We start from the raw sequence: 14,327 nt of genomic DNA on the forward strand, positions 1-14,327 counted from the left end.
GTAGTTTTCGCTTTCTTTCACAAGATGGTATACACTTTCATATCGCAGATATTGCTGAGTTTTAAAGTAGTGTTGCCTTATATGGTACAGAGCATAGTTGTACAGATTTTTTGAAAAGTGGCAAAGCTAACGTAGCAGTCTGTATGTTTGTTTATCACATCTTATATGATTTTTCTGTGTTTTGTACATTTTAATCACCTGAGGAATATTATAACATATTATTAACAATTCATTTCCATCTTGTAGAAGATTGGGTCTTCTTGTTTAATTTTTCGATAAAGAAGATGAACTTGAGAGAGCACTGATGATCCACAAAAGAGCTGACTTAATACTCAAAAATTATTTGAAATTTAACTAAAAAAGAACTCTTGCGTTTTGTACTTTACACAATCACGCTGAATTTATGGCTGAGTATTTTAACAAAAATGGGGTAAAATCCTGTGCCGTTTACAGTGGCGAGCAGGGAAAAAACGCAGTTGACTTGGCAAGACACAAAAGTACACAGGGTACAAAGAATGTACAAAAAATGATTGGATGGATCTTTCAAGAAAAAATCCGGAAGAAGCTCTATTAAACAATAATGAATTTTCAAAATTTCTCAAAAGAGATGGCGAACTTTTGTATGTTTCCAAAGACCTTAAACCATTTATTAAAAACCAAGATTTTATTCGACATTTCAAAGACGTCATTGATTATAGAGTAAAACGCTACTACAAGGAGAGAATAGAAAATGGATCAGACGATTAAGTACTACGATGAGAATGCCATTGAGTTTTTCATGAATACAAAGGATGCAAATATGGAAAATTTATGCAAGCTATTTTTAAAATACATTCCTGAAGGCGGTAAAATTCTTGATTTGGGTTGTGGTTCAGGGAGAGACACAAAATATTTTCTTGAAAAAGGTTATGACGTGGTGGCAGTAGACGGTTCAATTGAAATGGTGAAATTATCAACTGAATATACAGGGAAAAGAACTTTGTACATGATATTTTAAGAAATTGATTTTGATGAAGAATTTGACGGTATTTAGGCTTGTGCCTCTTTGCTACATGTCAGAAGAGCTGAAATGAGTGATGTATTATATAAAATCTATCGTGCTTTGAAACCAAATGGTGTTCTGTATGCATCATTTAAATATGGAGATAAAGACAATATGGGAATGGTGCAGAGCATGTCAAGAGTTGGTTGTTGCATGGATAATGGGCCTATGGAGGAATTTTGGGGGATATTGAAATCAGAGATGTATTATTTAAATAGATTTGATGATTATGAAGTTTGAAGAAAGCAGTTGAAGACTATATAGATTATTACAACACGAAGAGGTATCAGAAGCGATTGAAATGCATGTCACCAATGGAGTACCGCAATCATTCCCTTGGTATATTAGGATAATATAGGTAACACCAACCACAGCGGTTGGTGTTATCTGAAAAAAATTTTTATTATTTTCTCTGTCTACTTGACAGGGGGCAGTTCACTGCTGGGCAGCCTTTATTCAGGTTCAGTTTATTCACTTATTCTTCAAAGTCATCAAACAAATCCTTTATATCAATATCCTCAAAATCCTCAAGAGGAATATCATCTTCAGTTGAATAATCAATGTTATAATAGTCGCACAGAAAATCAGAAGTAGCAAGGCTTAAGTCAAGCTCTTCAAACTGGTTTGCTACAGAAAATGGATCAAGTTTTTGCCACACTGTTTTAATGTCTTTTGTCTCATTCAAGTGCTTTATAAATATCTCAAGCCCAACCTTATCTTTTGGAAGCACCACTGTCTGACCAGGCTTTATTGGCGATCTTTTGCTTGGCTTTGCCAAAAAGAGTTTTACAATAAACTCTATTGCAAAGTTATCTGCATGTGACATATACTTCTTTTTGCAGCTATTGCATCTTACATAAGCTATATCAGCAAAGTTAATAAGTCCTATTTTGGCAAGATACCCTTCATCCTGCCACTCAAGCTCAACATTGCTACTACCACAACTGTAGCAGATACTTGGAGTGATTGTATCTTTTACAAGATTGTAATAGAAAATATAGTCATTGTCAAAACCATGTGGAAAAAGGGCTGCAAATCTTCTTTCCCAGCAGTTTGCAGGATTGCACATCTTGTCTTTTTTGTTTTTACTATTTGGACACATGCCAAAATAACCTGGACAAAATTTAAAATACAGAAAGTCTCTTATGCTTGTAAATCTTACAAACTCATCTTTCATAAGCTCTCTTATACTTGCATTTTCTGAAAGCTTTCTTTCAACAAAATCAAGTATTGTCTCTTTATTTGATGTGTTTACAGAAAATTTATCTTTATCTTTTCTTTTTTCCATAAGAATATCAGCCTCTTTTCTGATTCAAACTACACTTTTTAACCAAACAACCCTCGCCAAATCACTTTAAAAAATAAATCCCTTAAACCTCTGTATCAAGATGATACTACTCCATCGTCTTCTATCCATTCAAGTGCCTTCTTTGTGTATTCAAAATCTTTCTCCAGCATATCTCTTAGCGGAATGTATTCTAAAACTTCTTTTGCTAATGTCCTCACTGTATCATTATACCTTTGCAAAGGATTATATTTTACTTCAAGGTTTTTGACAGCAAATGTTGTATCAGCCCTGCTTTTTAAAAATATATTGCATTTTACCATGCACTCCAAAAAATCCCTTTGGTAAAGAAAAGTAAGCTTTCTTAAAACATCTGTAACATTCTTTGAAGAACCCATATAGTGTACCTGCACTTGTTTTATTTCTATTATTATATCATCAACTATCTCTTTTTTGATATTCAAATTTATAGATTTTAATGCTTGTATGAGATTGTCAATAAAAACCTCAAATGTAGGCGAAATCTCTGTAAACATGCCTATCTTTACATCACCAAAAACGGCCTTGAAATTCTCTAAAACAGCTTCGCTAAAAAATGTAATTGTCACTTTTCTAATTGTTGCTCAGCTCCCTTTTTAAAATCAATCTCTACTTTTCTTTGAACCTTTCGTGAATATTGAGCAGCTTGTGGAAATATACAAGCTGCATTTCAAACATCCTCTTCAAAATCTCCCTAATTGGGGCAACAATGTACCTTTTTGAAACAGGACTGAAATAAAGGTCGTAATAACCAGGTCCTTCAAAAAGTATGTCAAAGTCTTTAAAATTCTTGCTAAATTCCTTTTTAAGATCCTCAATAGTTTTTGCATATACAATGTTCATTGCAACATTTTCTTCACTTTCAAAAAGTCTTTTATAAGCCTCACAAATGTCAAGTACAGAAAAGTTCGAAACTGGAAAGTTTTTATACAAATCATCAAAGTACTGATAAAGTGCACATGGCATTATAATTCTCTCTTTATTCTTTTCCACAATTCCATAATAACCTTCGCCAAGCCAGATAATAGGAATCATATCAAGAGTCAAATCTGTAAACATATCAAAATTATTGTTTGCCGCCCAGATCTTCATTGAATTTAGCATGGATATTATGTCAGGAGAATAGACAATATATAAAAACTCTTTGTAAAAGGCATTTGCAATATCAAAGTTTTTTAGCTGCTGTTCAGTTGGTACTGGAATACGGTTTTTCTCTAAAAACTCTTTTGTATATATCCACTTGTTCTTTTGTATGACAGTATTTAGAAAACTTGAAAAGTTTAAAATTTCTCCCACTCCTCTAAAAGTATCTTTAATAAGCATCTTTTTGAATTCTATTTTAACTTATCTCAGCTGAAATTACAAACCTTGATAACAAAATTTTTTCATTTTGACTCTTGCAAAATTATACTTTTTTCCACTAAAATTTATATTGTAAAAGTATATATCTTAAAACTCTTCTTTGTTTTTATCAAAAAAAGTATTTGAAGGGGTGGTTGTATGGAAGTTTTAAAAGTTGCTGCTTCATCAATGCCTCAGAAGGTTGCAAATGCGCTTGCTGCTATTGTAAAAGAACAAGGAGAAGCAGAACTTCAGGCTGTTGGTGCTTCTGCTGTAAATCAAGCTGTTAAAGCTATCGCAATTGCTCGTGGTAAAGTTGCTCCAAACGGAATAGACCTTTATGTAATACCTGCATTTGCAGATATCTTAATAGACGGTGAAAAGAAAACAGCTATCAAATTCATCGTAAAGTCAAGATAAAGTAAAAAGAAACATGCCAAATGGGCTGTCAAATGTCCGTCAAAAAGGGTGGCAGCCCATTTGTTTTTTCATGCTCGCATAATAAAGCATTTTAACCACAGGAAAAATCTATTTTTATCTCTCCGCTGCTGGTAACAAAGACATTCTGAATCTTTATCCCTTTTATATTCTGCAAAAGTAGCTTTTGTAAATCAATTTCTAACCTCTCTTTAAAAAGAGTTATTCCTGGAATTTGCTCATCTTTCAATTTCCCAAGTAAAAATCCGTATATGATAACACTCTTTGCAGGATCAAATATAACCACTATCTTTTCAGCCTCTGATGTAATGGCAAATTTTAAAACTATCTCTGGCAAAATAGTCACAGGCTTTATTTTAACATTTATTTCGCTACCATCAATATCTATTTCTTTTATTAAATCAGGAAGAGAAATATTTTTAAGGACAATATCAACAATCTCTTGAAGATTAGTAGCTATATATCCCATATTCTGTCTATCCCCTCTTCTCTGACATGATCTTTTGTGTGACAAAAAAGTTCTTCACAACTATTTTTATACCCTCATAGAGTACTTTTTAAAATCCAAATTTCATGTGAAGTTACAGAGAAAAAATAAAGAGCTGCTTTACTTACTTCTTTTCAAAATCTGCAGCTCCTTTTCTTATTCAACTTAAAAACTTACTATACTGAGATTATATTAAAACTTTCTTTTGTAAAAGCAACTTTTCAACTTCTTCTTTGGGAACTGGCTTGCTAAAAAGATATCCTTGTCCAAAATCACAGCCAATCTCTTTTAAAATCTCAAGCTGTTTATTGTTCTCTATTCCCTCTGCAACAACTTTTAAACCAAGCTTGTGCGCCATCAGGATAATTCCCTCTACAATTGCCCTGCTCTCCTTTGAGAACATAAGCTCAGATATAAAACTTTTGTCAATCTTCACACCACTAATTGGAAGCTTCCTTAAGTATATAAGCGATGAATACCCTGTTCCAAAGTCATCAATTAAAAATTTTATCCCCATCTGGCACAAAAAGCCCAAAATCTTTAAAGACACATCAAAGTTTTCAACAGCACCAGTTTCGGTAATTTTAAAGGATACCTTAACTGGGTCAACAGAGTATTTTTCTAAGAGTTTTGCAACCGTGTTTTCAAAATATTTTGTTTTAAACTGGCGGGCAGAAAGATTTATTGCTATATGAATATCATTTATACCTTTTCGCTCCCAATCTCTGAGGTCTCTCAAGGCTTTTTCAATTACCACCTCTCCAATTCTTACAATAAGTCCGCTTTCCTCTGCAACTGGTATAAATTCAAGTGGTGATACCATTCCTTTTTGTGGCAAAAACCACCTTATCAGCGCCTCAACACTGTGTATCTCCATATTTTCAAGGTTTACAACTGGCTGATAGTAAAGTACAAACTCATCATTTTCTATTGCTTTTCTTAAATTCTTTTCTATCTCTATCTTATTTAGATTTTTCAATAGCAAAAATGGCATAAAAATCTGAAAATCGTTTTTTCCATTTTCCTTAGCAAGAGAGAGTGCCATATCTACATTTCGAAGAATCTCTTTGGTATCCCTTCCATCATCAGGGTAGAAGGATATCCCCATACTGACTGTTGTGTAAAGACCTCTTTCTATTTTTTCTAAAAATATTTCATTTTCAAAAATTTTTTGAATCTCTGTGCAAACCTCTATGACAAAGTCTTTCTTTTCAAGACCATTTAGAATTATAGCAAACTCATCACCACCAACTCTGCTAAAGTAGTTCTGAACTTCCAAGCCTTTCAGATACTCAGCTATTTTCTGGGAAATTGTCCTTAGGTATTCATCGCCAACTTCATGACCATACAAGTCATTTATATCCTTGAAATTGTCAATGTCAATTAATATAACAGCTCCAATTTTACCTGTTTGAGCCGCTTTTTTGATTAATTCGCTTAATTTATTTTCAAAAAGTTTTCTATTGGGTAGATTTGTAAGATCATCATAATACGCAAGATACTTCATCCTGTCTTCATATTCTTTTTTAGCTGAATAATCAATATTAATCCCTATTAGTTTTTCTGGCTTTCCTCTATTATCATAGAATACCTTTATGTGTACTGAGACCCACTTATAATTTCCATTTTTGTCTTTTATCCGCGCTTCGTACTCTATTTTCTCGTCTCTTAGCTCAAAAGCTCTTTGAATCTTTTCCATCACAGCTTTTATGTCATCTGGATGGTAAAGCTCAAGCCATGCGTAATAGTCAATTTTTGGGTTAATCTTATCTGTCTCAAAATAGTCCTTGAGATTCCCATAAAACTCAATCCTTTTTTCAGCAACATCAAACTCCCAAATACAATCTGAAATGTTTTCAACTATGAATTTATACCTCTCTTCCTCTTCTTTTAAAAGCTCTGTCTGTTTATTTAGAATTTCTAAGGTATTTACCAGCTCCTGATTTGTCTCCTCAAGCTCTTCATAGCTCTCTTCCAAAAGACGCTGATTCTTTTTAATAGTCGTAATGTCAAGCCCAGTTGAAATAATCAACGGTTCATTTAGATATGGACTTTCAACAACCACATTGTTCCAAATTATCCAGCATACATCTCCGGTCTTTGTGATAATTTCATTTTCAAAGTTATTCAAAACCTTCTTTTCTGCTATCTCTGAAAACAGTTTCTCAATGTACTCTCGCTTATGCTCTGGAATGAATATATCAACCCACCTTTTACCTATTACCTCTTCCCTTTTATAACCTGTGACTTCCTCCGCAAACCTGTTAAAATAGATAATCTCACCCTTTAAATTGAGAGTAAGCACTATAACATTTGCGTTAGATGCTAAAAGCTCCGCATATTTTTCATAAGCTTCTTTTCCCTGCTGAAGCTTCTTGTTTATGCCTCTCATTACAAATATTGTAATGCTGGAGGCAAAGATAATTATAAAAAGAATATAAAGTATTGAAAACACTACTTCTCTGTTCTTTTTTTCATAATAGTACGGAGAGTATGTAGAAAAGTAGTTGTAATAAAGCTGATCAAATACACCATTTTTGATAAGCTCTTTTAGTCTTGTATTTACATAGTCAACAAGCTCCGGACGTCTTTTGCTTATACCAAAGCCACTCTCAAGTATAAAAATGTCCTTCAACTTGATCTCAACTTGGTCTGCATAATTGTTCTTCACTAAAAAGTAATTAGCAATTTCTTGAGAGATTATAACTGCATCTACTTTGCCTTCTAAAAGTGCTATAAACTCATCCTCAATGGTTTGAAAGGTAACATAGTTCTTAATTTTCAATCTTTCTTTTAGCAGTGTTTCTGTATAATCACTTTTCATTACACCTATCTTAAAAGAAGCTAAATTGTTCACCGTTATAACTTTGTTAAAATCTTTTCTTGTATAAATCCCAACATGTCTTGTAAAAATTGGATCTGTGAAATAGACATCTTTTTTTCTCTCCTCTAATATTACAATAGGGCCAGTGATGTCAATCTCGCCACTTACAAGTCTTTTATAGACATTTTCCCATGTATCGCTACTCACACTCAAAAAATATTTGTCTGGCTCAAAAATCAAGTTTGCCAAATCAACTGAAAATCCATACACTCGTCCATTTATAACATACGAAAATGGTGGATATTGTTTATCTACTTGAAACTTTATTGTTTTGTGATAGCAATATGCAACCTGGTCTGTAATAAGAAATAACAGGATTGATATTATAATAACCTCTAAAGTCCTTTTCATAAAAATCAACCTTTGAAATATTGCAGATATACTAGTATTCTGATTAAATATATACCCACTTTGAAGAAAATTAAAACAATTTTTTGAGTGAACTTTTAAATACCACCTAATCTATAATCACAAAAGAAGGAGATTTTATGTCATATTTCAAATTTGAACCTTTCAAAGAAAAATCTCCAAACCCTTTTATTAAGTTTCCCTTCAATCCATTTGCATAAATTGGTATATTGCCCGAAACAGGCTTATCTGAAATATTCAGCATCACAAGTACACTATCGATTTCGTTAGCCATGGCAAGCGGAACTTTTTGAGTGATTATCATCTCTTTGTAAGAAGATATCAATGATTTCTTATCTTTTTGTTGTTTTTCAAGCAATTCAACATCGCTTGAAGCGTTATATATGCTCTCTTCCTAAAATGTTTGTCTGCTTGCGGGCTTTCCAAACTATTTAAATGGTTCTATTATATATTCATCTGGTTTTTGACCTTTCATAACAATTTCTTCACCATAATAAATATAAGGATTCACTGGCAGGGTCAAAAGAAGAGTAGCAGCAAGTTTCATCTTTGTCTTGTCATTAAGTACTGAATATACTCTATTCATATCATGATTTGTCAGGAAAATTGCATCTGAGTAAAATGAACTATTATACTTTTTGTAAATGCTCTCCATTGATTTTTTAGTATCCTGTAAATAGGTTGAATCCTGATAAAGTATACTATTGATTACACTTTGAGCCAATGGAAAATTAAAACAAGAGTCAAATTTCTTCGTATAAGGAGCTACTTTTTGAGGTCTAACCCACACCTCTGCAATAAGGTAAATATCCTTTTTGATGCTTCTGAGATAATTTGCGTACTCTTCCCACCATGCTAATGTATCCTTTTCTCTTTCAGCAGGATAAATATGCTTTGCTCCATCAAGCTTAAACCCATCTACTCCTTATTTTAATCCAGTACTCAGCTATTTTTTTCATCTCTTGCCTTACTGCTTTGTTGTCATAGTTCAAATCAGGCATCTCAGACCAAAATAAAGCATAGTAATAAGAAACACCTTTTTTGTACCACTGTCTTGACCCGAACGCAGATAATTGATTTATATTTGTTTTAGAATCTGCCCATATATAGTAGTTTCTATATTTACTGTTCTTGTTAGTCGAAGCCTCAATAAACTAAAGATGCTGACTGCTTGTGTGATTTATCATCATGTCAAGTATAACTTTAAAACCCATTTTATGAGTCCTTCCAAGGAAGTTTTGAAAATCTTTTTCTGTGCCATAATCAGGATCAATTTTATAGTAATTTGTTTCTCCTTTTAAATGATATTGTTTGCATTGTATTATACCTTTATTTTTTGAATTTTTTAGTTCCAAAATTTTTAAAATTTATATGTAGAGATTATACAATTTTTTTCATTATGAGTTTAAATTCTAATTCACAATTATCAAATGATCCATAGCTCGTGTGAATGCAACATATTTTTCATTGTTCGTCATACCGTGAGTAAAGACAATAAATTGCCTAAACTCCAATCCTCTCGCCAGCTTTATATCAAACAAGTTGAATTTTCTAAGAAACAACCTTTTTGACTCTGATACTATGTTGATTTCTCCTTTTGGAAACAATTCAAATATTTTTTCCATAAGCTCAGGATAGTAGTCCTTTACTACAATAGCTCTCAAACCATTTTCGTTAAATTCATTTATAGTCTTTTGAAATTCTAGAATATTTATGTTCTCCAAAGTAAACTCTTTGACGGCAAAAGAATTAATTCCAATTGGCTGCATTGATATATTGAATTTGTCATTGCAAAAGCAGGCTATTTCATTGGAGTTTCTATAATTTTCTTTAAGTTCATAATATTTTGCATTCAAAATATTCTTCAGTTCTTCCCAGTCACCTAAACCACTCTTTAAAATCGATTGTAACAAATCTCCGTAAATATTGAACACTGCTCTGTTGTCATTCAATTTTATAAACAGCTTATATTCATTTAAAGTAATATCCTGCCCCTCATCAGTGAACTACCATCCACCTGTAGAGGTGGAGGCTTCGCGAGAAGTTTGGCAGCATCTTAAGCTACCCTTATTCTCACAGGGTGGTTCACACACCCACTACTGGCTATCTGCTTTACTGCAGACTCACCAGCTACCTTTGTAAGTATGTTTATCGCCCCATTTATATCCGCATTCACTACATTCCCACAATCTTTACACACATACAATCCCCTGTATTTCCTGTTACTTTTGCTAACCTGTCCGCATCTACTGCACCTTTGCGATGTATAACTTTCATCTACTTCAATATACTTTATACCATGATATATACACTTTGATTTTAGCTTCCTCTTGAACTTATCATACGGTATCCCCACAAAATTTTGATTGTTTATAGCCCCAAGGTCTATCCCCTGTTTTATACCTTCCATCTTGCCAACAACTACTGCAGATATTTGATTGTTCAAACAGTGCTTGATTATCAAACTTACAGCCTGATTCAAAAAGTTGTCAATTATATGCTGTCTTTTGCGAGAAACTAAAGCAAGTTTTCTGCCACATTTTATCCCCTGCTTGCTGTATATCGACTGCAGTCTTGCTCTTTCTTTGTTGTACCATCGGTTGACTGATTTTAGAAACCTGCCTTCTATCAAAAAGGCAGTCCCGATGGTGTCAACCACCGCTGCAAAATTGTCAAGCCCTAAGTCTATCCCTAAATATCTGCTCAAATCAAAAATATTAAGCTTATGATCTCCTTCATACACATACTCAATCTCAAACCATCTACCATTAAATCTTGGTATTATCCTGACTTCCTTAATTTTCTTACCCAAAACCGTAGCCGGCAATTCAAAATACAAGTACCTTACCCCAGACTCTTTTGCAAACTTTCTGCCAAGACTCAGTCTTATTTTTTTATCTTCTATTTTGAACTGGTCCTTGGGAAAAACTATCTGATACATTCCATCCTTCGGCAGGTATTTGGGTATTGAAACTTTCTCTTCTTCCTTTCCTTCTTTTTTTGCTCTCAAAAGACCCAGAAAAGACTTAAAAGCCTCAATCACTGAAATAAGTGTTTGCTGGGCAACCTGTGATGGCAAAAGCCTGTAGTTTTCGTTCTCTTTCACAAGATGGTATACACTTTCATATCTCAGATATTCCTGAGTTTTAAAGTAGTGTTGTCTTATATGATACAGGGCATAGTTGTACAGATTTTTTGAGAAGTGGCAAAGCTGACGTAGTAGTCTGTATGTTTGTTTATCGCATCTTATATGATTTTTCTGTGTTTTGTACATTTTAATCACCTGAGGAATATTATATCATATTTTTAGCAATTCATCTCCATTTTGTAGAAGATGGAGTCTTATTGCTTAATTTTTGATAAAAATTAATTTTTCCTGCTTATTAGGCAAACCAAAATGCTCACAGCAAAGGTTTAAAATAAGGTACAAACCAAATTTGTAAAAGATATTTTTCGTAAGTTTTTGACCAAATCTCAAAAAGATCTTTTCTCTTAAAGGTTTGTAAACCTTAGTTAAAAAATTATCTTTATAAATTTTTGTTATCTTTAATTTCATACTCTGGAATCAAACGTTTTAATTTAACCAATTTATAAATAATCTCTTTACTTAGCATTCTTTGAGTCAGATTATCTAACTCAGTTTGATATTCAATTAGTTTCTGTTGATAAAGTTTTAGTCTCTTTTTTAATTTGATTAATTTGTCTTTTAACACCAAAAGCTGTGTATTTATATTTTCTCTGTCCTTTAAACTATATTTTTTAACTATTTCCTCATTTATATTTTCTTTATTCTTCAGTTTATTAGCTATTATTTCTATTTCCTGAATTTCTTTATTTGTTTGGACTATTAGATTTTCAACATTTTCTTTGTATCCTTTTACATCTTCTATTTTTCATTAATAATTTCATTTTCTCCTATCAACCAGTTAACATTGGTTAAAATTTCTCTTAAAGCCTCATCAAAAGGGAGTTAAAATAAAATTGTATCTGATATATAATAGAATCATAAGAGAGGTTGGTTACAATGGATAAAAATACCTACTATGAAACTGTTAAAAATATAGCCATAGAAAAAGTATTAGACCAATATTTCTAAGCAGCAAGATCCTTCTTTTTAAGCTTTAAAAAAACTATTAGAAGAATTACTTGATTGGTTTATGTTGCAAGTAAAGAGAAATTCACCTTTCAAAAAATGAAAAAGATAAAGGCAATGGTTTTTATGAAAGAAAACTTGCTACACATATTGGCAGTTTACAAATCTCTGCTTAAAGAACTCGTTCTGGTGATTTTAGACCCAATATTCTTCCTGAGCCTTATAAAAGAGTAGATGAATCATATACTGACCTTCTTATGTCCCTTATTGTCAATGGAGACTTACAATCTTCTCTTCTTAAATACTTTAAAAACTTTAGATCTTCCTTATTCTGAAGAAGAACTTTCTAAGATTAAAGATAATCTCAAAAATGAATTAGAACTTTTCAAATAGCGCGAACTTCCTCAAGAGGCTTTTGCCATTTTAATAGATGCTTATCATTGTGAAATTAGAGCCACAATCTAAAGTTAAAAAAGCAACTTTGTTATGTTGTTTTAGGCATTGACTTAGATGGAAAAAAAGATATCTATGGAGTATATACATTCTTTGGTAAAGAAAACAGAGCCGATTGGAATAAAGTATTTGAAGATTTAATTGAAAGAAGCCTTAAAAAAGTTGCAATTGTCGTAAGTGATGATTTTCCAGGTATCATTGAAACAGTGAAAGTTTTGTATCCGTTTCCTGACTATCTGCTTTGTTTTGTTCATTTACAGAGAAATATTAAAAAATATATTGTCCAAAGTAGATTCTCAGTCTTTCAACAAAGAACTTGATAAAATAAAAAACTATCTTCAACAATAGACGAAGCTATTTCAAAGTTTCAAGAGCGCTGTAGAAAGATATAAAAGTAAGTATCCTCGTTATATGAATCTTTTACTTGAAAAAGCAGAATTTTATTTTGCTTCTGCAAAATATCCTGAAGGAATTAGAAAGTATATTTATACTTTCTGCTGCTGTAGAAAGTGTAAATAGTATGATTGAAAAGATTAGAACAAAGTCAGGTGATTATTTTAATTCAGTAGAAACTTTAGAAATTAACAATCTGTCTTCAAAGAGAAAATTTAATAAAGACAAAATGGAAAAAACCTGCTTAAACGATAGCTGTACATTCCTATGATATCCAGCAAATTTTCCAGTTAAAACACCTTGTCCAGACACAAAATTCTTGACAAGTCTCGAGTTTTCCGCTCATTTTTAATTACCTTCGTTAGTATTTACTTGAATTCCAATATTATTTATGCAATAAGTCCTCTTTTATTATATTTATTCAAACAATTTCTCAAACATATTTTCAATTTCACTCTCAATTTCGGATTCTTCTATTTTATTTTCTTCATAGTAGTCATAGGAATCATCATCAATACTATCTTGATTTTCTAATTCAATTAATTCATCCATTCTTTTATTAAATTCTTTTAACTCATACGAAACATCAGTATCAAATATATTTCCAATAGTTTCTAACTTATCCCTATATTCTTGTAAATCTCTGGAATAATCAATATTATAGAGTCCTTTTTCTACTATATCTTGGTAACAAAGCTTAAATCTGTCTTTGAAATACCTTTTCTCTTCTTCGCTAATATTTTCAGGATACAATCTTAGAAAATATTCAATAACACAATAATCATCCAAATCACTTGTAAATTCGTGTTCCAATATTAACATCTTTATTTTTTCAACTACTGCCGGACATTTGACTAGCTTCTCATAACCTAATTCAATAAGCTGTTTAATTGCATCTAAAAAATTATTTAATTCTTCAAAAGTCAATTTACCCATTAAACAAAATAGTAATTCTTCTATCAATTTGTCATCATTTATATTGTTTTTCTTGAACAAATTTACTATATATGCTAACCTTAATGATAAAGATTGAGTTGTATCTAACACATAAGAATGTCCAACAAGTAGCAAATTATCAGACATAAAAGTTTTTCTAATAGCTCTTTGTATTTCATAAGCGAATTTAATAAGGAATTTAAAATCATTCTTTGTTTTTATCGTGCATAACTTTTGGATCTGGTTAAAATATATTGAACTATCCAATAATAATCTAAAATCGTCATCACTACTATTTAAGTAATTTTCCATAAAATCCCTTATTGAAGGATTGTTAAAAAAAATAAATATACGATTGTTGTACACTTGGCTACTTATAAAAGTTATTTCTAACTCCTTCAAAGCATTTTCAAAATCATTTTCATTAATTGGATATCCATAAATTGATGCTTTGTTTTTCTCAAAAACGTAATATGCCTTCCTTAATTCTTCATAACAAACTTTATCTGGTAGGGATGTTAATACTAATAATAAATTCTTGGAGTAATATTTTAATTGATTATCAAA

The 14,327-nt window shown here is 31.8% G+C and carries 15 protein-coding genes and 3 pseudogenes; 6 read left to right on the plus strand and 12 right to left on the minus strand.

Annotation, left to right across the window (positions count from 1 at the left end; all coding sequences use genetic code 11):
* Positions 1–189, minus strand: a pseudogene (locus H964_RS13105) (RNA-guided endonuclease InsQ/TnpB family protein); the annotation flags it as partial.
* Between the two features lie 345 nt (positions 190–534).
* Between H964_RS13105 and H964_RS13110 the strand changes: the two are divergent.
* The 4 genes from H964_RS13110 (at position 535) to H964_RS13555 (ending at position 1,395) form a co-directional block, all read left to right on the plus strand.
* The gene (locus tag H964_RS13110; RefSeq protein WP_039767069.1) at positions 535–747 is read left to right on the plus strand and encodes a hypothetical protein; all 213 of its coding nucleotides are present in this window, start codon (positions 535–537) and stop codon (positions 745–747) included.
* Entirely contained in the window at positions 731–997 is a 267-nt protein-coding gene (locus H964_RS13115) for a class I SAM-dependent methyltransferase (RefSeq protein WP_237738267.1), read from the plus strand. The genes H964_RS13110 and H964_RS13115 overlap by 17 nt, the downstream gene beginning before the upstream one ends.
* Before the next feature lie 72 nt (positions 998–1,069).
* Positions 1,070–1,282 (plus strand): hypothetical protein, encoded by a 213-nt coding sequence (locus H964_RS13120; protein ID WP_237738268.1) that lies wholly within the window; start codon positions 1,070–1,072, stop codon positions 1,280–1,282.
* A complete protein-coding gene (locus H964_RS13555) occupies positions 1,279–1,395 on the plus strand; it encodes an IS3 family transposase (protein ID WP_083931519.1) in 117 nt (38 codons plus the stop codon). Before H964_RS13120 ends, H964_RS13555 begins: the two co-directional genes overlap by 4 nt.
* Before the next feature lie 122 nt (positions 1,396–1,517).
* Here the strand turns inward: H964_RS13555 and H964_RS09555 are convergent, their stop codons facing one another.
* From H964_RS09555 to H964_RS09565, 3 genes are all read right to left on the minus strand, one after another.
* Entirely contained in the window at positions 1,518–2,330 is an 813-nt protein-coding gene (locus H964_RS09555) for a hypothetical protein (RefSeq protein ID WP_039767071.1), read from the minus strand.
* A 95-nt stretch (positions 2,331–2,425) separates the two neighbouring features.
* Entirely contained in the window at positions 2,426–2,935 is a 510-nt protein-coding gene (locus H964_RS09560; RefSeq protein ID WP_039767073.1) for a hypothetical protein, read from the minus strand.
* A gap of 40 nt (positions 2,936–2,975) precedes the next feature.
* On the minus strand, positions 2,976–3,689 hold the full coding sequence (locus H964_RS09565) for a hypothetical protein (RefSeq protein WP_039767075.1): 714 nt from the start codon (positions 3,687–3,689) through the stop codon (positions 2,976–2,978).
* A 177-nt stretch (positions 3,690–3,866) separates the two neighbouring features.
* Between H964_RS09565 and H964_RS09570 the strand changes: the two genes are divergently transcribed.
* A complete protein-coding gene (locus tag H964_RS09570) occupies positions 3,867–4,127 on the plus strand; it encodes a stage V sporulation protein S (RefSeq protein ID WP_011915650.1) in 261 nt (86 codons plus the stop codon).
* A 91-nt stretch (positions 4,128–4,218) separates the two neighbouring features.
* On the opposite strand, the gene H964_RS09575 is transcribed toward H964_RS09570, so the two are convergent.
* From H964_RS09575 to H964_RS09595, 7 genes and pseudogenes are all read right to left on the minus strand, one after another.
* Positions 4,219–4,614, minus strand: a complete 396-nt coding sequence (locus H964_RS09575; RefSeq protein ID WP_039767077.1) for a hypothetical protein — start codon at positions 4,612–4,614, stop codon at positions 4,219–4,221.
* A 205-nt stretch (positions 4,615–4,819) separates the two neighbouring features.
* The gene (locus H964_RS09580) at positions 4,820–7,867 is read right to left on the minus strand and encodes an EAL domain-containing protein (RefSeq protein ID WP_039767080.1); all 3,048 of its coding nucleotides are present in this window, start codon (positions 7,865–7,867) and stop codon (positions 4,820–4,822) included.
* Between the two features lie 106 nt (positions 7,868–7,973).
* Positions 7,974–8,243 carry a hypothetical protein gene (locus H964_RS11995; RefSeq protein ID WP_051109332.1) on the minus strand — a complete coding sequence of 90 codons (270 nt, stop codon included), beginning with the start codon at positions 8,241–8,243 and terminating at the stop codon, positions 7,974–7,976.
* A gap of 69 nt (positions 8,244–8,312) precedes the next feature.
* The gene (locus tag H964_RS13265; RefSeq protein WP_083931521.1) at positions 8,313–8,774 is read right to left on the minus strand and encodes an alpha-amylase family glycosyl hydrolase; all 462 of its coding nucleotides are present in this window, start codon (positions 8,772–8,774) and stop codon (positions 8,313–8,315) included.
* 19 nt (positions 8,775–8,793) lie between these two features.
* Positions 8,794–9,240: pseudogene (locus H964_RS13560) on the minus strand (alpha-amylase family glycosyl hydrolase).
* A 57-nt stretch (positions 9,241–9,297) separates the two neighbouring features.
* Complete coding sequence (locus tag H964_RS09590) at positions 9,298–9,837, minus strand: hypothetical protein (RefSeq protein WP_039767084.1); 540 nt, start codon at positions 9,835–9,837, stop codon at positions 9,298–9,300.
* A 104-nt stretch (positions 9,838–9,941) separates the two neighbouring features.
* Entirely contained in the window at positions 9,942–11,159 is a 1,218-nt protein-coding gene (locus tag H964_RS09595; protein WP_039767087.1) for an RNA-guided endonuclease InsQ/TnpB family protein, read from the minus strand.
* 750 nt (positions 11,160–11,909) lie between these two features.
* Here H964_RS09595 and H964_RS09610 point away from each other — a divergent pair.
* Positions 11,910–13,147, plus strand: a pseudogene (locus H964_RS09610) (IS256 family transposase).
* A 94-nt stretch (positions 13,148–13,241) separates the two neighbouring features.
* Here the strand turns inward: H964_RS09610 and H964_RS12550 are convergent.
* The coding region (locus H964_RS12550; RefSeq protein ID WP_039767095.1) for a hypothetical protein at positions 13,242–14,327 on the minus strand (1,086 nt) is incomplete at its 5' end.

Origin of the sequence: Caldicellulosiruptor sp. F32, assembly GCF_000404025.1 — a bacterium.
Classification (GTDB): Bacteria; Bacillota; Thermoanaerobacteria; order Caldicellulosiruptorales; family Caldicellulosiruptoraceae; genus Caldicellulosiruptor; species Caldicellulosiruptor saccharolyticus.

Coding starts and splice junctions, on each gene's coding strand:
- H964_RS13110 (WP_039767069.1), top strand. CDS start 535: ATGGATCTTTCAAGAAAAAATCCGGAAGAAGCTCTATTAAACAATAAT.
- H964_RS13115 (WP_237738267.1), top strand. CDS start 731: ATGGATCAGACGATTAAGTACTACGATGAGAATGCCATTGAGTTTTTC.
- H964_RS13120 (WP_237738268.1), top strand. CDS start 1,070: ATGAGTGATGTATTATATAAAATCTATCGTGCTTTGAAACCAAATGGT.
- H964_RS09555 (WP_039767071.1), bottom strand. CDS start 2,330: ATGGAAAAAAGAAAAGATAAAGATAAATTTTCTGTAAACACATCAAAT.
- H964_RS09565 (WP_039767075.1), bottom strand. CDS start 3,689: ATGCTTATTAAAGATACTTTTAGAGGAGTGGGAGAAATTTTAAACTTT.
- H964_RS09570 (WP_011915650.1), top strand. CDS start 3,867: ATGGAAGTTTTAAAAGTTGCTGCTTCATCAATGCCTCAGAAGGTTGCA.
- H964_RS09575 (WP_039767077.1), bottom strand. CDS start 4,614: ATGGGATATATAGCTACTAATCTTCAAGAGATTGTTGATATTGTCCTT.
- H964_RS09580 (WP_039767080.1), bottom strand. CDS start 7,867: ATGAAAAGGACTTTAGAGGTTATTATAATATCAATCCTGTTATTTCTT.
- H964_RS09595 (WP_039767087.1), bottom strand. CDS start 11,159: ATGTACAAAACACAGAAAAATCATATAAGATGCGATAAACAAACATAC.